The sequence below is a fragment of the Rhodococcus oxybenzonivorans genome, assembly GCF_003130705.1.
GTDB classification, from domain to species: Bacteria; Actinomycetota; Actinomycetes; order Mycobacteriales; family Mycobacteriaceae; genus Rhodococcus_F; species Rhodococcus_F oxybenzonivorans.
Genome location: NZ_CP021354.1, coordinates 5,177,063 through 5,199,438, shown reverse-complemented (window position 1 = coordinate 5,199,438; position 22,376 = coordinate 5,177,063). Strand labels below are relative to the sequence as shown.

Sequence of the window (22,376 nt, the reverse complement as noted above, 5' to 3'; positions counted from 1 at the left end):
CGGCAAAGTATTGTGCCCCTAATAGAACCCGCACTTCTTCCGATAACGGGAAGGCGTGCCACGGGAGCCGGTGGCGAAAGAAATAGATGGGGTTCGGTGACGGGGTGACGGCTCGATGCGGTGCATCGCTGATAAGGGGGTGGCGCTTGTGAGTGCCTTCCCTCTTTCGCGTGCCCAGCAGGGGCTCTGGTTCGCCCAGCAACTCGATCCGGACGTCCCCTTGAACGTGGCGCTGTATGTCGAGGTCCGTGGGCCGGTGGACGTCGGTGCATTGACCGAGGCGACCACCCGTGCGGCGCGCGAACTGCAGTCTCCGTTCGTCCACGTCGTCGAGCGTGACGGTGTGCCCTCGCAATCGTTCGATCCATTCGACCCGAACGCCCTCAGCTACCTCGACCTGCGGGGATCCGCGGACCCCGAGGTCGAGGCCAGGCGGTGGATGACCGAGCGATACAGCCGCCGGCTCGACCCGACCGCCGATTTGATGATCGCGTCGACACTCCTGCACCTCGGTGAAAATCACTTTTACTGGAACACGTTCGCGCATCACCTGATCGTCGACGGCTACGGCGCGATGACTGTGGTCGAGCGCATTGCGGAGCTGTACACCCACGCAGTGCGAGGGACGGAACCACCGGAACCGCGGGCGCTGGGTGTGCGCGACATATTCGACGCCGAAATTGCGTACGAAGGTTCTAGTAGGGCGGCCGTCGACCGGGAACACTGGGCAAAGCGGCTGACCGAGCTGCCCGCGCCGTCGCGGCTGACTCGTCGTGAGGCTCCGCCCGCCGCCGTCTCCCGGATCGCCAGCCGTACTCTCACGCGCGAATCCACCGAACTGATGGACGAACTCGCGCGCCGATCCAACTCGTCCGAAGTGCCGATCGTGGTGGCCGCATTCGCGGCATTTCTGGCTCGGATGACCGGCAACACCGACATCGTGCTGAGCCTTCCGGTGTCCGGGCGCACCACCGCAGCAATGCGCCGATCGGCAGGCATGGTGTCGAACCTCGTCCCGGTTCGCGTGGCAATCGGCGCAGAAGATGACACCGAGAATGTAGTGCGCCGGGTGCAGCTCGAACTCACCGGAGCATTGCGTCACCAGCGGTATCGATACGAAGACATGCTGCGCGACCTGGGGCTCGAGTTCCAGTCGCGTGCTGCGTTCGGGCCGGTGGTCAACATCATGGCCTTCCTGCACGACGTCACCCTCGGTGACGAGGCAGGCGAAATGCACCTCCTTTCCGCTGGACCGGTCGACGATCTCGCCGTCGACATCTACCCCGGAGTCGGCGGCGGCCCGCCGCGCGTCTGCTTCGAGGCCAACCCCGCCCTGTACGAACAGGCCGAGGTAGAACGGCTTCTCGAGCGATTCGTGGCCTACCTCACCGACTTCGTCGGAGCCGGGGCCGATCGCCCAGTCACCGATCTCGAGGTTCTCGACGAAGCCGAGCGCGGAGTCCTCGTGCCGGCCTCGGGGCCCAGCGCCGCCGAACCGACGACCCTCGCCGCCCTGCTGACCGTGCCCGAGCACGCGACCCACTCCGCAATCCGCTGCGGGAAAACGGATGTGACATATCTCACACTGGATGAGCGGTCGAACCGACTGGGGCGCAGGCTGATCGAACGAGGAGTCGGGCCCGAAGATCGAGTCGCGGTGATCGCGTCCCGTTCCGTCGAATCGATCGTCGGGTTGTGGGCCGTCGCGAAAGCGGGTGCGGCTTTCGTCCCCATCGACCCCGGCTATCCGGCCGAGCGGGTCACGCACATGCTGGCCGACAGCGCGGTCACCCTCGCGCTCGCCGTAGATTCCGGCGTCGTACCGGACGGCGTCGAGTGGATGTCGCTGCTTGACGGTGACGGCTCCGCCGCGCCGATCACGGACACAGACCGCGTACGTCCGCTCCACGTCGATCACCCGGCGTACGTGATCTATACGTCCGGGTCGACCGGAACACCCAAGGGTGTGGTGGTCACTCATCGCGGACTGTCGAGCCATGCGGCCGCACTGCGCAGGCACTATCGGGTAACTCCGGAGTCGCGGGTACTCGCATTCGCGTCGCCGAGTTTCGACGCGTCCATTCACGAAATGCTGTCGGCCTTCACCGCCGGCGCCACCTTGGTGATCGCCCCGGCAGACGTGTACGGCGGCGACGAGCTGACCGCATTGCTGCGCCGGGAGCGAATCACGCACTGGACGGTGACCCCCGCCGTACCGGCCATGACAGACCCCGACGGGCTCGACGACTTACAGGTCGTAGCCGTGGCCGGCGATGTATGTCCGCCCGAAGTGCTCACGCGATGGGCGCCGGGCCGAACACTGCTCAATCTCTACGGGCCTACCGAGGCCACCGTATGGTCCACGTCGACGGCACCGCTCGCACCCACCGACGCCGTCACGATCGGCGCCCCCATCCACGGTGTTTCCGCGTTGGTGCTCGATACGCGGTTGCGGCCGTTACCGGTCGGCGCAGTAGGGGAGTTGTACCTGTCCGGGCCCGGGATCGCGCGCGGATACCTGGGACAACCGGGGCGCAGCGCCACCCGATTCGTCGCCAATCCCTACGGAGACGGGCGCCTGTATTGCACTGGCGACCTGGTGCGCTGGACTCCCGACCTGACGCTCGAGTTCATCGGTCGCGCCGACGACCAGGTGAAAATCCGAGGTCACCGAGTAGAGCCCGGCGAGATCGACGCCGTGCTGCGGACGTATCCCGGTGTGGACCTGTCTGTGACTGTTGCCGCCGTGGGTGTGAGCGGCCCGCAGTTGGCGACCTATGTGCACGGGCGGAACCTCGAGCCCGCGCGGATGCGCGACCATCTCGCGCAACGGTTGCCGGACCACCTCGTACCGTCGTCGATCACTGTGCTCGATTCGGTGCCTCTGACACCGGCAGGCAAGGTGGACAAGGCAGCACTGCCCACCCCGTCACCGCGCGGCACCGGTGATCGCGCACCGCGGTCACCGATCGAGGAACTTCTCGTCGGAGCATTCGCCTCGGAAACGGGACTGGCCACCGTCGGAATCGATGCCCATTTCTTCGCACTGGGTGGAAACTCGCTGGGCGCAGCACGTCTCGCTTCGCGGTCCAGCGCGGTGCTGGGCCGCCGCGTCACGGTGCGCGACATCTTCGACCACCCGACTGCAGAAGCCCTGGCCGCTCACCTCGGCGCGCCCGACACCGAGTCGCGACCACCGCTGGTGCCGCGGACCGTGGACACAGCGGCGCCGCTGTCCGCGGAACAGCGACGGCTGTGGCTGGTGAATCAGCGGAACCCCGAGCGCGACCCGTACGTGGTGACGTTCTCGGTCGACCTCTCCGGCGATCTGGATGTCGCTGCCTTTCGTACCGCGATCGACGATGTGGTGCAGCGGCATCCGGCGCTGCGAACCGTGTTTCCCGATGACGGAGCCGGTCCACGACAGGTGGTGCGCAGCAAGGACGTCGAGCTGGCGGATGCCGAAACCGCCGCCGTGTTCGACCTCACGCGCGAGATTCCGATCCGGATGCGGCTGCGCCGAGTAGCCCCCGGCCAGTACACGATGTCGGTAGTGGTGCACCACATCGCAATCGACGGTCTGTCCCTTCCCCTCTTCGTCCGGGATGTCTCGGCCGCGTACGCCGACCGTCGTCGAGGGCAAGCGCCGGTGTGGGAGCCGTTGCCGCTGCAGTACACCGACTACGCGTGGTGGCAGCAAGACATTCTCGGTGATCCGAACGACCCCGTCAGCCTCGTCCGCCGCCAACTCGACTACTGGGCAGACACTTTGCGTGGCTTGCCCGAGGTGCTTCCGCTTCCCCTGGATCGTCCCCGGCCACCGTCCGCACAAATTCTCACCGCCGGAAGCGCCGAGTTCCGGGTCGACCCCGAGCTGCACCGGCGCCTGCTCGCCCTCGCGCGCGAGCACGACGTCACGGCGTTCATGGTGCTGCACGCCGCGCTCGCCGTACTGCTGCGCGGACTGACCGGCACCGAGGACATCGCGGTCGGCACCGCCACCGGCGGACGCCCCGACCCCGCGCTGGACGGCATCGTCGGCATGTTCGTGGGCACGGTGGTACTGCGCACCCCGGTGGCGGCAGACGCGACTTTCACCGACCTGTTGCGCACCGTCCGCCGCGCCGACCTCGAAGCCTTCACCAACGCCGACGTGTCGTTCGACTCGGTGGTACAGGAGGTGCTCTCCACCCGGACCACAGACGCACACCCGCTGTTCCAGGTGATGCTGGCCTACCAGAATTCGATCGGCCCGGAGATCCAGCTCGACGGGGTCACGGCCCGTGTGCGGGAACAGGAACCGCACGTCCGCGCCTTCGATCTCGACATCACCGTGGACGAACTCCCGGCCGGCGACGGCGATCCGGGCGGTCTGCGCGGCGTCATCACGTACCCACGTGAACTGTTCGACGACGGGACCGTGAACCGGTGGGCGGGACAATTGGAGACGATCCTGGCCGCCGTCGCGAGTGACCCGACCCGTCCGGTCGGTGACATCGACCTCCTCGGTCCGGCCGACCGGGCGGCACTCGTGCCGGCGTCCGGCGGTGCCGCGGTTCCCGCGCGAACCTTGCCGCGACTCCTGCACGACGGGCTGAACCCCGACGGTGTCGCACTGCGGTTCGACGGCAACGACATGACCTACCCGGAACTCGACCAGCGTTCGAACCGATTGGCCCACAGGCTGATTGCGCGTGGCATCGGGCCTGAAGATCTGGTGGCGGTGATGGTGCCCCGGTCCGCGGAGTCCGTCGTGGCAATGTGGGCCGTCGCGAAATCCGGTGCCGCGTTCGTGCCGATAGACCCCGGCTACCCTGCCCCGCGCATCACGCACATGCTCCGCGACTCCGGAGTCGACGTGGTGCTCGCGCGGGATGCATCGGTGGTTCCGGACGGTATCGACTGGATCGGCACGGCAGATCTCACGGGCGAGAGCACCGCGATAGACGACCCGCACCGCACCCGCGTGTTGCACCTCGACCATCCCGCCTACGTCGTCTACACCTCCGGCTCCACCGGAATGCCGAAGGGCGTTACGGTAACCCACCGCGGACTCGCCGCCCTGGTGGCGGCAAACGCCGAGTACCGCAACCTCGGACGCGACTCCCGGGTGGCGCACGTCGCCTCCCCGTCTTTCGACGTCTCCGTCGGAGAACTACTCCTGGCCTTCACGGCCGGCGCCACCGTGGTGATCGCGCCTCCCGACACCTACGGTGACGACCTCACCGAACTGTTTCGCCGCGAGCGCGTCACCCACTTCCTCACCACCCCGACGGTGCCGCGCCTGATGAACCCGGAGAGCCTCGCCGACCTCCGCGTCCTCGAGGTCTGCGGCGAGCCGTGCCCACCCGAACTGGTGACCAGATGGGCACCGGACCGGGTACTCCTCAACAGCTACGGCCCCACCGAAACCACCGTCGTCTGCACCAGCGCAGAACCGCTCCACATCGGCGATCGCATCACCATCGGCACGCCCTACGCGGGAACCTCCGCCGTGGTGCTCGACGAGCGACTGAGGCCGGTACCCGTCGGCGCCGTCGGTGAGCTGTACCTCTCGGGTGACTGCCTCGCCCGCGGCTATCACCGCCAATACGCCTTGACCGCAAGCCGATTCGTCGCCAGCGCATACGGAAGTCCGGGTTCCCGGATGTACCGAACCGGTGACATGGTCCGGTGGACCAGCGACCATCGGCTCGAATTCGCGGGCCGAACCGACGACCAGGTGAAGATCCGCGGATTCCGGGTGGAACTCGGCGAAGTCGACGCCGCGCTGGCGTCCGCGCCCGGAGTCGACACCGCGGCAACGGTGGTGCGGACCTCGGCCGCGGGTGAACCGGTGCTCGCGTCCTACGTTCACGGCGCGGAACTCGATGCGCAGGCACTGGTGGAGTTTCTGCGCGAACGCTTGCCGGGCTACATGGTGCCCGCGTCGGTGACCGTGCTCGACGAGGTGCCACTGACCAGCAGCGGGAAGCTCGACCGGAAGGCCCTGCCCGCACCCACACCCGCGCCGGTTCCGGCCCGGGCACCGCGCGGGCAACTGGAAGAGCTCGTCGCCGGGGTGGTCGCCGACGTGCTGGGTCTGCCCTCGATCGATGCGGACGCCGACTTCTTCGCCCTCGGCGGAAGCTCGCTCACCGCAACCCGATTGGTGTCGCGACTGAGGGCGGCGTTGAACCGCCGGGTCAGCGTCCGCGATGTGTTCGACGCACCGACCGTCGCCCAACTTGCGGGCCGACTGGAGGACGCGCGCTCCGCCGCTGCTCTGCCGCCCCTCGTCGACGAACCTCCCACCGGAGACCGAGGTGCCTCACCCCTCGCACCCGCGCAGGAGAGGCTGTGGTTACACGAGCAGATGAACCCCGGCTCACCCGACTATGTGGTTCCCTTCGCGATCGACCTCGACGGACCGGTCGATGTGGGTGCTCTCGCCGCAGCCGTACGCGACGTGGTCGGGCGGCACGAGCCGCTGCATTCGGTGTTCGAGGACACCGCATCCGATGTGGTACAGGTGGCGCGGCCGGTCGATCTGGACCTGTCGCCGATCGTCGTCGCCTCCGGCACGCTCGACGACGCACTCGCGGCCCTGGGCAGCCGCGGATTCGACCTCACCCGCGAAGTGCCCGTACGGATTCGGATCTTCGAACGCGCACCGGAGTGCTACACCGTCGCCGTCGCGGCGCACCACATCGCGGTGGACGGACTGTCGTTCGGCCCGCTGACCCGCGACTTGATGACGGCGTATGCGGCGCGGCGTGCCGGACGCGAACCGGGGTGGCCTGAACTGCCGGTGGGCTACGGGCGGTTCGCACAGTGGCAGCGATCGGTGTCTGCCACCACGGCGCCGGCGGACGTCGCGTACTGGTCCGAGCGACTGCAGGGAACTCCCGAGCTGCTCGAGCTGCCGACCGACCGCCCACGGATGCCGGCGGCCACCCGGACTGCCGGACGGGTCGCGTTCACGGTGGACGCCGAATTGCACGGCGCCGTGGACGCCGTGGCCCGTAGCTGCGGGGTCACCCCCTTCATGGTGGTGCACAGCGCGTTGGCGCTAACCCTCGCCGTACTCAGCGGAAGCGAAGACATCGCCGTGGGCACCCCAACGTCCGGACGACCGGACCCGGCGCTCGACGACCTGGTGGGGATGTTCGCCGGAACGGTAGTGCTGCGCACACGCGTCGATCACCGACAGACGTTCACCGAGTTTTTGGCGGCCGTCCGGGACACCGACCTCGAGGCGTTCGCCCACGCCGACCTGCCGTTCGATCAGGTGGTGGACGCCGTCGCTCCCGTGCGGTCGGCAACCCATCACCCGCTGTTCCAGGTGATGCTCGCGTACCAGAACTTCGGCGAAACAGAGTTGCTGCTCGACGACGTCGCCGTCCGTCGCCGCAACATCGAGAGCGCCGTCAGCCGGTACGACCTCGAACTGTCCCTGCGCGAAATGCGGGCCGACGACGGGGCAGCTGCCGGACTCGACGGTGACCTCGTGTACCCGGCGGAACTGTTCGACTCGGCCACCATCGCCCGGTGGTCGGAGCTGCTGCACCACATTCTGTCCACGGTGGTGGCGGATCCTTCCCGGACACTGGGCGACCTCGAGTGGGTGACACCCGCCGAGGCGGCCGCCCTGGTTCCGTCCCGTGGCCCGAAAGCCCCGGCACCACAGACGCTTCCGGAGCTGTTGGCGGCTGACCGGACCGGGGTCGCTGCCCGGTGCGGAAGCGAAGAACTGACCTACCGCGAGCTGGATGCCCGGTCCAACGGGTGGGCCCGCCGCCTGATCGCCGCCGGTGTCGGGCCCGGTGACCGGGTCGCAATCATGATGCCGCGCTCGCTCGACTCGGTGATCGCGGTGTGGGCGATCGCGCGCAGCGGTGCCGCATTCGTGCCCCTCGACGTCGACCAGCCGGCCGAACGCACCGCACGGATTCTTGCCGACGCGGGCGTCACCACGGCGCTGACACTCGACGCCTCGCTGGTGCCCGGCGGTATCACTCCGCTGGTCCTGTCAGGCACCGGCGCGGATCCGATTCCGGTGTCCGACGACGAGCGGGTTCGGCCGCTGTCCGTGGATCATCCCGCCTACGTGATCTACACCTCCGGCTCGACCGGCACACCCAAGGGCGTCGTCGTCACCCACCGCGGCCTGTCCGGTCATGCCGCCGCCCTGCGCCGCTTCTACGGGGCCACCCCGCAGTCGCGGGTGCTGCACGCAGCGTCCCCGATGTTCGATGCGTCGATCCACGAGATGCTCCTGGCGTTCACCACCGGCGCCGTGCTCGTGATCGCTCCACCCGGCGTCTTCGGCGGAGACGAACTGCGCGAGCTTCTGCGGCGCGAGCGGATCAGTCACTGGACATCGACCCCGGCAGTGCCGGCGACGATCGACCCGAGCGGACTCGACGCCCTCGAGGTTCTCGCGGTGGCCGGGGACGTGTGCCCACCCGAACTGGTGTCGCGGTGGTCAACCGGACGCAGGGTGCTGAATCTCTACGGCCCCACGGAAACGACGATCTGGGCGACGGCGGCGGAACTGTCGGGCTCGCGCATCACGATCGGCGGCCCCGTCGACGGGATGTCGGCCGTGGTCTTGGATACGCGACTTCGGCCGGTTCCCGTCGGGGTAGTGGGGGAGCTGTACCTCTCGGGCCCCGGTCTGGCTCAAGGATATGTCGGCAGGCCGGGTACAACCGCGCGCACCTTCATGGCCGACCCGTACGGCGGCGGACGCATGTACCGGACCGGGGACCTGGTGCGGTGGAACCGATTCGGCGAGCTCGAGTTTGTCGGGCGCGCCGACAGTCAGGTGAAGATTCGTGGGTTCCGCGTAGAACCGGGTGAAGTTGATGCGGTGCTGGCTTCAGCGCCAGGAGTTCATTCGGCGGTGACGGTGACGGTGACGCGCCGCGGCGAACTGGCGTCGTACGTCAGCGGCGGCACCCTGGAGTCGGCGGCACTGCGCGCCTACGTCGCCGAGCGACTGCCGCGCTACCTCGTGCCCGCATCGGTCACCGTGCTCGACCGGTTGCCGTTGACGGTGAGCGGAAAGGTCGACCGGTCCGCGCTTCCCGACCCGGAACTGCCGACGTCGTCGACGCGTCCACCGCAGACCCCGCTCGAACAGGTGGTGGCCGATGCGGTCGCCGAGGTACTCGGTGTGCCCGAGGTGGGAGCCGACACCGACTTCTTCGCGCTGGGCGGCAACTCGTTGTCCGCTACCCGGGTGGTGTCGCGGCTGTCGTCGGTGACGGGAGTGCGCGTCGGGGTGCGTCACCTGTTCGACCAGCCGACCGTCGCCGGCCTCGCCGCGCTGATCGCCGAGGGCGGGGACGCGCGGCCGCCGCTCGTGGCCCGCGACACCGACGGTCCGGCGCCGGTGGCCTTCGCGCAACAACGGTTGTGGCTGCTGGGCCAGCTCGCACCGGGGTCTGCCGCGTACAACGTGCCATTCGCTGTCGACCTCGACGGTGCACTCGATGTCGAGGCATTGCGGTGGGCGCTCATCGATGTCGTCGAGCGGCACGCCACGCTGCGCACCGTGTTCACGGTCACCGACACCGGCGTCGTCCAGACGGTCGGCCCGCCCGGGGTGGAGCTGACACCGGTTCGCATCTCGGAAGAAGCCGTGGACGAGGCCATCGCCTCCCTCGCCGCCGAGGGCTTCGACCTCGCGGTCGAGCGGCCCGTGCACCTGGCCCTGTTCGAAAGGGCTCCGGAGCGCTACACCCTTGCCGTCGTGCTGCACCACGTAGCCGTCGACGGGTTGTCGTTCGGCCCACTGGTCCGGGACCTCACCACCGCGTACGAGGCCCGGCTCGTCCGGCAGGCGCCTTCGTGGCCGGCGTTGCCCGTGCAGTACACCGACTACGCGCGTTGGCAACGTGAGGTGCTCGGCGACCCCGCCGATCCCGACAGCCTCGCGCACCGCGAGCTCGAGTACTGGGCCGGGGCGTTGCAGGACATGCCCACACTTCTGCCGCTGCCCACCGACCGGACACGTCCCGGCACCCTGCAGGGGACCGCCGGGATCGCTCCGTTCGCGGTGCCTGCCGAACTACACCGCGCACTCGAAGAGCTGGCGCAGCAACAGAACTCCACCCTCTTCATGGTGATGCACGCGGCGCTGGCCGTGTTGCTGTCCAAGCTGACCGGGGCGGACGACTTCGCTGTGGGAACCCCCACGTCGGGTCGCACCGACCCCGCGCTGGACGACGTGGTCGGAATGTTCGTCGGCACCGTTGCCTTGCGCAGCCGGGTGGATGCGCGCTCGACGTTCGCGCAACTGCTGGCGTCCGTGCGGGAGACCGACATCGCGGCGTTCGCGCACTCCGAGGTGCCGTTCGACCTCGTGGTCGACGCGCTCGCCCCGGCCCGGTCAGCGGGTCACCATCCGTTGTTCCAGGTGATGCTGGCGTTCGAGAACTTCGGGGACGGCGGCGCAGACCGGCTGCCGGAACTGCCCGGTCTCGTCGTCCGGGGCCGCGAGGCAGGCACCGGGATCAGCCGCTTCGACCTCGAGGTGTCGTTGCGCGACCGGCGCACACCCGACGGAAGCCCCGCCGGTCTCGACGGCGTGTTCACCTTCCCCACCGAGCTGTTCGATCAGCACACCGTCGAGCAGTGGGTGCAGCGACTGCTGCGGATCCTGCGTGCGGTCACCGACCGACCCCATGCCGACGTCGGCGCCATCGACGTGCTGACCGCGGACGAGCAGAGGGCCCTCGTCGGAGGCGCCGAAGGCGTCGCACCGACGGTGGAGTCGCTGGCGGAACTCTTCGCGCAGCGCGTCGCCGAGAACCCGAACGCCGTCGCCGTTACCGACGGCGACACCACCCTGACCTACGGGGACCTGGACCGGCGGTCCGCCGAACTGGCCGCAGCGCTGTCGGAGGCCGGGGTGGGGCCCGAAGACGTCGTCGCCGTGGCGCTGTCGCGGTCGGTGGATCTCATCGCGGCGCTGCTCGCCGTTGTCCGTGCCGGCGGGGTGTACCTCCCCGTCGACGTCGACTACCCGGCCGAACGCGTGCGTTACCTCCTCTCGGACGCATCACCCACCGTGCTGCTGACCTCCGCCGCAGACGCCGCGAACCTGCCCGAGGTGTCCTGCCCGGTTGTCCTCCTCGAGGCTGCGCCTGTGAGTGGTTCACGAGTGCAGGGACTCCTTAACCACTCACAGGCGCAGGGCGCCTACCTGATCTACACCTCCGGCTCCACCGGAGAGCCCAAGGGTGTGCTGGTCTCGCATGCCAATGTGCTGTGGCTGCTGGCGAATACGTGCCGAGAATTCGACTTCGGCGCCGGCGACGTGTGGACCATGTTCCATTCCCACGCTTTCGACTTCTCGGTGTGGGAGATGTGGGGAGCGCTCACCACCGGTGGGCGGCTGGTGCTGGTGGATCACGACGTGGCCCGTTCGCCGCGCGACTTCGCGGAACTGCTGAGCCGCGAGGGGGTGACGGTGCTCAATCAGACGCCGTCCGCGTTCGGCCAGCTGGCCGACTACGACGTGACCGACACAGTGCGACTGCTGATCTTCGGTGGGGAGGCGCTCGACCTCGCGCTGGTGTCACCGTGGCTCGCGCGGCACCCGTCGGTTCGCGCTGTCAACATGTTCGGAATCACCGAAACCACTGTGCACGTCACCCACACCGATCTCGGTGTCGGCGACGGTAGGGCTTCGCTCGGCCGGGCCATCCCGGGAATGCGAACGTACGTATTGGACACCTCGTTGCGGCCCGTGCCACCGGGAACCGTCGGCGAACTGTACGTCGCGGGCCCGCAGGTGTCCCGCGGCTATTTCGGCCGGCCGGGCTTGACCGCCCAGCGGTTCGTGGCCGACCCCTTCACGCCCGGTGCCGGCATGTACCGCACGGGAGACCTCGCCCGCCGGCGTGCCGACGGAGAACTCGACTACCTCGGCCGGGCAGACTCGCAGGTTGAGTTCCACGGCTACCGCATCGAACCCGGCGAGATCGAGGCGGCGCTACTGCGTCACGACGACGTCGACGGTGCGGTAGTTGTGTTGCGCTCCAGGAGCATCGGCGAACAATTGGTGGCGTACGTGGTGGCCGCTGCGGAGCCGGCCGCACTCACGCGGCACCTACGCGCACTCCTGCCCGAGTACATGGTGCCCGGAGCGATCATTGCGGTGCCGTCGATCCCCCTGACGCACAACGGCAAAGTCGACCGGCGCGCACTGCCAGAACCGGACGTGACCGCCGACGAGTGGCAGGTGCCGCACGGCCCGATCGAGGAAGTGGTCGCCGGCATCTTCGCCGAACTGCTCGGCTCGCCCGAGGTCGACATCCGCCGAAGCCTGTTCGAACTGGGCGGCAATTCGCTGATCGCCACCCGGGTCGCGACTCGGGTGAGTGCCGTCTTCGACACGGACATCACGGTGCGCGACCTCTTCGAAGCACCCTCCGTGGCCGAGCTGGCAGCCCGCGTGGAGGACCGCGCGCACACCGGGCGTCGGCGACCCGCCCTGCTACCGGATCCGTTACACGGCCGGGTGCCGCTCTCGCCCGCACAGCAGCGGATGTGGGTGCTCAACCAATTCGACACCGGCGCAGCAGGATACAACATACCGATCCTCCTCCGCCTCGACGGCGAACTGGACACCACAGCCTTTGCGGCCGCGGCCCGGGACCTGCTCGAGCGGCACCGGACCCTGCGCACGGTGTACCCGTCCGACGCCGAGGGGGTGCATCAGGTGCTGCTCGCGGCCGACTCGGTACCCCTCGACCTGGCTCCGGTCGCCATTCCCGCCGACGCACTCGACGCCCACGTGCGGGCACTCGTCGACACCGGATTCGACGTCGCCGCCGCACCTCCCGTTCGGGGGCGTGTGTATCGCGTCGGTGCCGACGCACACGTGCTGGCGCTGGTTGTCCACCACATCGCCGCCGACGGTTGGTCGCTCGGCACCCTGATCCGCGACACCGCCGTCGCCTACCGTGCGCGGCTCGAGGGTCGCAGCCCCGAGTGGTCGCCCCTGCCGGTGCAGTACAGCGACTACAGCGTGTGGCAGCGCACCATGCTGAACGATCCCGGCCGGGAGTACTGGCTCGAGACGCTGGCCGATCTGCCGGAACAGGTGACGCTGCCCGTCGACCACCCGCGTCCCACGGCACCCTCCGGCCGCGGAGCCGTCCACTCCGTGGAGCTGGACGAGGCCTTGCACGACGGCATCGTCGCCCTGGCGCGTACCGGACGGGCCACCACGTTCATGGTGTTGCATGCCGCGCTGGCCGTGCTGCTCTCGAGGTACAGCGGCAGCCGGGACGTCCCGATCGGCACCGCCGTCGCAGGGCGCACCGACCCCCAACTCGACGACGTCGTCGGCATGTTCGCCGGAACGCTGGTGCTGCGCACGCAGATCGATCCCTCCGCCAGCTTCGCCGAGATCTTGGCCCACGTTCACACCCAGGACGTCGCCGCGTACACGCACGCCGACATGCCGTTCGAGACCCTGGTGGAACTGCTCAATCCCGCCCGCTCGACGTCGCATCATCCGCTGTTCCAAGTGGCGCTGTCGATGCAGCGGCATCGTCCGGGACACTTCACGTTGCCCGGCGTCGACGTCACACCGATGACGCCGACAGCGCATCCCGCGAACTTCGACCTCCAGCTCACCGCCACCGAGGCAGCGCCGGGTGCGCGCATGCACCTCGAATTCGGGTATGACGCAGCGCTGTTCGACCGCTCGACGATCCTCGGTTTCGCCGACCAACTCGTCCGACTACTCGGGTCGGTCACCGCAGACCCCGATCAGCGGGTCGGCGACGTGGACCTGTCCAGTCCCGCCGAACGCGCAGCCCTCGCCCCAGCCCGTGGCCCCGCCGCACCCGCACCCGTCCCGCTGCACCACATCCTCACCCGCGGGGCGGTGCTGGCTCCCGGCGCAGTCGCGGTGCAGGACGGCGAGAGGTCCGTCACCTACCGGCAGCTCGACCTGCAGTCGGAGGGGTTGGCGCGGGAGCTGCAGAAACTGGGCGCCCGTCCCGGCACGACGGTGGCATGGTCGGTACCGCGATCGACGGAGTCCGTGGTGGGGTTGTGGGCGATCGCGAAAACCGGTGCGGCACCCGTACTTGTCGATCCTGATCTGCCGAGCGCGCGAATACACGCAATGCTCGCCGCGGCGGGTACCACTCTCGGCGTGGGCTCGGCGACCCTCGGCGACGAGATCACCTGGGTGGAACCCCACACGCACGCGGACACGTCGGCGGGTGCGATGGTCCGACCCCGCGTCCACCCGGACCAGCCCGCCTACGTGGTGTTCACCTCCGGCACCACGGGCGCTCCCAAGGCAGTAGTGGTGACGCACGGCGGCCTTGCCGCACTCGACATGGACGTCGCCCAGCGCTATGCCGCCGGCCCTGGGTCCCGGATGCTGCACCGCGCGGCCGCCGGCTTCGACATGGCGTTGCTCGAGATCCTCGTCGCGGGTGCGTCGGCGGCCACCCTGGTCGTCGCCTCCGACGCGGAGTTCGCAGGCCCCGCACTGGGCGATCTGCTGGAACGGGAGCGAATCACACACGCCTGCATCACCCCGACGGCGCTGGCCACGATCGGTTCGCGCGAATTGCCGCACCTGCGGATGATCATGCTGGGCGGCGAACGTCTGGGTACCGCCCTGGTGGATCGGTGGGCGCCCGGCCGCCGAATGATCAACGGTTACGGACCGGCCGAGGCGACCATGTACGCGATCGCCACCGGCCCCCTCCGTCGGGGCGAGTCCGTGCCGATCGGTGAACCCGTGCCGGGCTTCGAGGTCGTCGTGCTCGACGAGCGGATGCGTCCGGTTCCGGTGGGGATGCCCGGCGAGCTCTACCTCGAGGGCCCGGGCCTCGCCCGTGGTTATGCCGGGCAACCGGGACTCACGGCCGAGAGGTTCGTGGCCTCCGCCGACGGCAGGCGCCGGTACCGCACCGGTGACCTCGTGCGGTGGAAGGCGGCCGGGGACCGTCATGTACTCGAATTCCTCGGCCGGAACGACGCTCAGGTCAAGGTGCGCGGCGTACGCATCGAGCCCGGCGAGATCGACACTGCCATCGCCGGGCTCGTCGACGTGGACTTCGCCGCCACCGTCGTGCGCACCACGCCCACCGGCCACGACGTGCTGACGTCGTACGTCCTGCCGCGCGCCGAGCTGGATACCGTGGTGCTGCGCCGCCGCCTCGCCGAAGTGTTGCCGTCGTATCTGGTTCCGGCCTCTGTCGTGGTGCTCGACTCGCCGCCTCCGCTGAGCAACGGGAAGCTGAACGTCCGTGCGCTCCCCGTCCCAGACCTCGGTACCGGTGAGCTCGAGCCGCCGAACACCGACACCGAGCGGACGGTCGCCGACGTGTTCGCGGACGTTCTCGGGATCGAGGAGGCGGGCAGGTCAACGCACTTCTTTGATACCGGCGGAAACTCCCTGCTTGCAACACAACTGACGGCGCGGCTCACCGACGCCGTCGGCGTCCCGGTTCCGCTGCGCACCCTCTTCGCCCATCCCACCGTCGCGGAGCTCGCCGGAGCCCTCGACACGGCGGTGCCCGCGCCGGGCCTGCGCCCCGCACTGGGAGCCCGGCCGCGACCGGACCGGATCCCGCTGTCCCGGAGCCAATACCGCATGTGGGGGTGGAATCGACGCAACCCGGAATCTGCCACCTACAACCTCCCTGCCACGGTGCGGCTCGCAGGTGACCTGCACGTGACGGCGTTGGCCACCGCACTCGGCGACGTGATTGCCCGCCATGAGGTGCTGCGTACCCGGTATCCGTCGGAGCCGGGGGAGTCGCCCTGGCAGGACATCACGCCTCGCGTCGCACTGGACCTCGCACCTCGCGACGTGGACGCCTCGGGTGTGGCCGCCGCGGTCACGCGACTCGCACGCGCACCATTCGACCTCACCGCCCAGCCACCACTGCGGGTGCAACTGCTGCGAGTAGCACCCGACGTCCACGTGCTGGTGATCGTCCTTCACCACATTGCCGCCGACGGCTGGTCCCTCGCTCCGCTGGTGGCCGACGTGCTCGCCGCCTATGCGGCTCGTCGCGCGGATACCGCTCCGGAGTGGGAGCCGGCAACCGTGCAGTACGCCGACTATGCGCTCTGGGAGGAAGAGCTGCTGAGCAGTGCGTATGGGGCCCGCGGCGTCGATCACTGGCGGGTCGCATTGGCGGGTGCGGAATCGGTCGCCCCGTTCCCGGTGGACCGGCCCCGCACGAGCGCGTCCACGGACACGGCCGGGATGGTGCGGTTCTCCGTCCCGGCTCCGGTGCAGCAGGCGGTCCACCGGCTGGCACACGAACACCGGGCCACTCCGTTCATGGTGCTGCACGCCGCGCTGGCCGTGCTGCTCGCGCGATTCGGCGACCAGCGTGACATCACCATCGCCACCGCCGTCGCCGGCCGCGGGGACCCGGCGCTGGATGCGGCGGTGGGGATGTTCGTGAATACCCTCGCCCTGCGCGCGCAGGTGGAGCCGGACATGCCGTTCACCGGTCTCCTGGCCCAGGTGCGGGACTTCGACGTAGAGGCCTTCGACACCGCCGAGGTCCCGTTCGAGGTGATCGCCGACCTTCTCGGTGGCCGTGTCCCGCAGGTCGCGCTGGCGCTGGAAAACCTGCGGCCCCCCACCGTGCGGATGTCCGGCCTCGACGTGCAAGCGGAGGAAGTCGACACCGGGACAGTCAAATTCGATCTCCACGTCACCCTCACCGAGCAGTGGGACGGCGCCGACCCCGCCGGTATGACGGGCGCCGTGGCGTACGCGCAGGATCTGTTCGACCACGCCACCGTTCAGTCGCTGGCCGAAGAACTCGTCCGGATGCTCGAAGCTGTCGCCGACGACCCCGAGGTGGCCACCGGCGACATCGCGCTCACCGGCGCGGAACGGCTCGGTGGTGGGCCCGCCGCGGAGGAACGCACGCTTTCCGAAATTTTGACCTCGACCGCTGCCGCGTACCCCGGCAGCCCCGCGGTCACCGACGGCACCCGGACGTTGACGTATCGCGAACTCGACCGGCAGTCGGACGCGCGCGCTCGCGAACTGGTTGCCGATGGCTTCGGTCCCGGGTGGATGCTGCCGATCGACCTGCCGCGATCCGTCGACTTCATCATCGAGTTATGGGCCGTCACCAAGACGGGCGCCGCCTACGTGCCCAGCCCGAACCGGGCAATCGCCGCCACCGCGACCTATCGGGACTCCGCACGGGGACTGGCGTACGTCATCTACACCTCCGGGTCCACGGGAGCCCCGAAAGGCGTGGCCGTCACTCACAGCGGGGTCGCATCACTGGCCGCCGAAGTCGTGCAGCGCTACCGGGTGACGCCCGACTCTCGCGTACTGCATGGATACAATCCCGCGTTCGATGCGGCGCTCCTCGAGATGCTGCTGGCGTTCGGGTCGGGCGCCTGCCTAGTGTGCGCCCCGCCCGACGTGTACGCGGGCCCCGAGTTGCAGCGCTTCCTGTCGGACCAGTACGTGACCCACTACCTCTCCACACCCGCAGTGCTCGCAACCCTCGATCCCGACGGGCTCGACTCGCTTCGCGTGGTAGCGGTGGGTGGTGAGGCGTTGCGCACCGAATCGGCCGAAATGTGGAGTGCCGGGCGACTGATGCTCAACGCCTACGGGCCGACCGAATCCACCGTGGTGGCCACGCTCGCCGAGGTGGACGGGAACGTGACGATCGGCGCACCCATTGCCGGCACCACGGCGACCGTGCTGGATTCCCGCCTGCAGCCGGTACCGGTGGGCGGCATCGGCGAGCTGTATCTGTCGGGTCCCGGTCTGGCCCGGGGATACCTGGACGAGCCCGGCCTCACCGCGGCGAGCTTCGTTGCTGCCGAGGGTGGCTCGCGCAGATACCGCACCGGCGACCTGGTGCATCGCCGCGCAGACAGCACGTTGTCGTTCGTCGGCCGCGTGGACCGGCAGGTGAAGGTGCGGGGCATGCGGATCGAACCCGCCGAGGTGGAGGCCGGGCTGCTCCGGCTCACCGGAGTCGAGCAGGCCGCGGTGCTTCTGCGTGACGGCGAACTGACCGCCTTCGTCACCGGCACCGACCTGAACCCGGCGTCGTTGACGGAGCGCCTGGCCGAACAACTGCCCGCGTACCTCGTGCCGCCGAGAATGGTGGTGCTCGAGTCCCTACCGCTGACCGCCAACGGCAAACTGGACGTGCGCGCGCTGCAGCTGCCTGCCACGCAGCCGGTGGATGTGCTGCCCCCGCGAACGATCACCGAAGAGTTGGTGGCAGGTGTCTTCGCCGATGTCCTCGGTGTCGACCTGCCCGGCGCGAACCACAGTTTCTTCGACCTCGGTGGTGATTCGCTCTCCGCCACCGCGGTGGCCGGCCGGCTCTCTGCGGCGTTCGGGGTGAGCGTGGCGTGGCGGGCGTTGTTCGAGAACCCGACCGCGGCCGGCCTCGCGCGCTGGCTGGACCACGCGCGATCGACCGGAGCGGCCCGGCGCCCGGCACTCGTGCGCCGGGACCCGAACGCCCGGGTTCCCCTCTCGCCGCAACAGCAACGCATGTGGCTCCTCAACAAGGTGGATCCCGACGCTTCCGTTCATCACATGGTGTTCGGTACACGCCTGGACGCCGGCGTGGACCCGGCCGCTCTCCGGGCGGCGATCGCCGATGTGGTGGAGCGGCATACGGTGCTGCGGACCGTCTTCCCGGCCGACGCGGACGGCCCGCACCAGGTGATCGTTCCCACCGCCCAGGTTCTCGACAGCCTGCTACAAGAGGGTGACGCAGACCTCCAGAACTTCGGCAGACAACGATTCGACCTCGAAACCGAACCACCCCTGCGCGTGCGGATGTGGGCCGAACCTGCCGGTGGCCACATCGTCGCCGCGACAGTGCACCACATCGCACTCGACGGCGGCTCGATGGACCCGTTGCTCGCCGACCTCGCGGAGGCTTACCGTGCGCGCATTAAAGGTTCAGCGCCGCAGTGGGAATCGCTTGCCGTCGACTACGGTGACTACACCCTGTGGCTGCGTGAGTTCCTCGGAAACGCCGCCGATCCCGGCAGTGTCGCGTACACCCAACTCGACTACTGGGGACGTGTTCTCGGCGGCGTCGACGCACCGCTGTCGCTGCCGACGGACCGTCCGCGGCCGAGCCACCCCAGCCGCAACGGTTCCCGCGTGGACTGGGTCGTCGACGAGGAACTCCGCGCTCGGCTGCATGCCCTGGCTCGTGTCCACGGCGTCACCGTCTTCATGGTGTTGCATGCCGCACTCGCCGTAGTGCTAGCACGGGAGAGCGGCAACTCCGATGTCGTGGTGGGCACCGCCGTCGGTGGTCGACCCGACCCCCTGCTGGACCGGCTGGTGGGCATGTTCGTCGGCACCGTCGCGCTGCGCACCGAGGTGCCGCCCGCCCTGTCGTTCGCGGAACTGCTCGACCGGGTACGCACGGTGGATCTGGGGGCCTTCGCGCACGCGGACGTCCCGTTCGACGACGTCGTCGCGCGGGTGGCGCCGCAGCGTTCACCTGCCCACAACCCGCTGTTCCAGGTGGTCCTCAATTATCGGCGGGTGCCGTCGCAGCCCGTAAGCCTGCCCGGCGCCGCACCGGTCGATGTCGACGAACCGCGAATCGAATTCGATCTCGTGTGGGACGTCGTCGACACCGAGGAGGCCCTCACCCTCCGTCTGGTGTACGCCACGGACCTGTTCGACGAGGTGAGCGCCCGCGGACTCGCCGGACGTTACAGCCGCCTCCTCGACGCCGTCGCCGACAACCCGTCGATTCCGGTCGGCGACCTCCCGGTCCTCACCGAACACGAGTACGACGAGCTCGTCCGTGGGCCATTGCGCACACCGTCGCCCCGCACGCTCGCCGACGTATTCGAGGCCCAGGTGCGGGCGACCCCGGACGCGGTCGCGGTGGTGGACGGCGACCTGCAGTGGACCTACGCGGAACTCGACGCGGCAGCAGAACGCTGGGCAGGACGACTGATCGATCGGGGCGTCGGACCCGAAGACGTCGTGGCGATCGCGACACCCCGCGGCCGGTACTGGGTGCTGGCCGTGTGGGCCGTGACGAAGTCCGGTGCGGCGTGGCTGTCGGTCGACCCGGCGCATCCCGAGGAGCGCGTCGCCTGGATGATCACCGATTCGGCCGCGGTGCTCGGGGTGACGGTCGGCGACCTCGCTTCTACGCTGACCGGCGCCGTGGACTGGCTCGACCTGTCCGATGCGCAGTGGAACGAGCAGACACCGGCCCGAGGGGATCGCAGGATCCGTCGACGCGGATACGCGCAGGTGACGGAACCCGATCACGCGGCCTACCTCATCTACACCTCCGGATCCACCGGACAACCGAAAGGTGTCGTGGTGCCGCATCGGGGTTTGGTGAACGTGGTGGCCGCACAGCCTCCGGTTCTCGGCACCGAATCGGACATCCGCGTGCTGCAACTCGCCTCACCCACTTTCGACGCCTCGCTGTTCGAGATGCTCTACGCACTGACCTCCGGCGGAACCCTGGTGATGTCCTCGGAATTCGGTTACGCCGGAGACGAACTGGCAAAGACGGTCGTCGACGCACAGATCACCCACCTCATTGCGACACCCAGTGTGCTGGCCACCCTCGATGCCGAGATGCTGTCGCCGCGTACCGTCGTGGCCGTCGGCGAAGCACTGCCCACCGAACTGGCTGCACGGTGGTCCCGTCGGCACCGACTGTTCAACGCCTACGGGCCCACCGAATTCACCATCCTCGGGTCGCTCGCCGGACCACTGGGCCCGGGCCGCGTGAACATCGGCACCGTGATCGACGGCGGTGCCGCCCTCGTGCTGGACGCGCGCCTGCATCCGGTCCCGAACGGTGTGGTGGGGGAGCTGTACCTGGCCGGCACCAGCGTTGCACGGGGTTACGTTGGCCGTACCGACCTCACCGCAACCCGATTCGTGGCCCATCCCTATGGCAAACCCGGCGAACGGATGTACCGCACCGGTGACCTGGTGCGGCGCACCGCAGACGGCGAACTCGAATACCTGGGCCGCGAAGACGCGCAGGTGCAGATCGCCGGGATCCGGGTGGAACCCGCCGAAGTGGATTCGGCGTTGCTCCGTCACCCCGATGTCCAGTCCGCCGTCACCGTGCCCCAAGCCACGGGTGACGGGGCCACGGTCCTGGTCTCCTACGTCAGCGGCGACTCCGACCTCACCTCGGCTGCGGTGCGCGCCCACGCGCGTCGCCTGCTGCCCCGGCACCTCGTCCCCTCCGCCGTCACCGTGCTGGACCGGTTGCCGGTGATGCCGTCGGGCAAGGTGGACCGGAACGGGCTCCCGACATCGGCATTCGACACCGAAGCGGCCGTCCTCCCGGCCGGACGAGTCGAGCAGGCTGTGGCCGACGCGATGGCCGCTGCGCTCGGCGTCGACACCGTACCCGCCGACGAGGACTTCTTCACCCTGGGCGGAACGTCGATGGGTGCGGCAACGGTGGCCGGCGAACTACGCCGCCGCCTCGGCCGGGAGGTGCCGATCCAGTGGGTCTTCACCGACCCCACCGTGCAGCAACTCGCAGCCCGGATCGAGGCCGGCCCCGAACTGTCCGAAAGTGTGCTCGACACCGTGGTGCGGCTGGGCGGAACGGGGGAGGGCCCACCCCTCTTCTGCGTCCATCCGGCGAGCGGAATGTCCTGGTGCTACGCGGGACTCACGGACTACCTCGGCGGCCGCCCCCTCTACGGTCTCCAGGCCACGGGGGCCGCCGCCGTCCCCGACAGCGTCGCGGAGCTTGCCGCCTCCTATGTCGAGGCAGTCCGGGCCGTGCAACCCCGCGGTCCCTACCACCTGCTGGGCTGGTCGCTGGGCGGCATCATCGCTCACGAGATGGCCGTCCAGTTCAGTGAAAACAATGAGAGTGTCGCGACACTCGCGATGCTCGACACCTTGCCGTCGGAATTCCACGAACGGCCCGACATCCGCGGCGAGCAGCCGTCGATCCGTGACGCGCTGGTCGAACTCGGTGTCCCGGCAGACCGGTTGCCGGACGGCGGGATCGACTACGAGGATGCGGCGCGAGTACTGGGCGACGAGCATCCGGGTCTGAGTTTCCTCACCGCCGACGCCCTCCGCCGACTCGGGAACGTGATCGACCGACTCGGCCTCCTCAATGCCCGGTATCAACCGCGCCGCTACGACGGAGAGATCCAGTTCTTCACCGCGGCAGCAGACCTCGAACTTCATGCGCGTCCCCCACAGATGTGGCGGGGCCGGCTCGGCGAGAACGTCATCGAGTTCGACGTCGACGCCACCCACGCCGCCCTGGCGGACAAGGAACCGCTCGCCGAGATCGGCCGAGTGTTACGGGATCGGGGGAACACAGTGGCCCCTGGAACCTGAGCAAGCCGAG

General features: G+C 69.0%; 1 protein-coding gene. It reads left to right on the top strand.

The window, feature by feature from the left end:
• Positions 1 to 148 precede the first annotated feature (148 nt).
• The gene (locus tag CBI38_RS24215) at positions 149 to 22,366 is read left to right on the top strand and encodes a non-ribosomal peptide synthase/polyketide synthase (protein WP_230989936.1); all 22,218 of its coding nucleotides are present in this window, start codon (positions 149 to 151) and stop codon (positions 22,364 to 22,366) included.
• Positions 22,367 to 22,376: the final 10 nt, after the last annotated feature.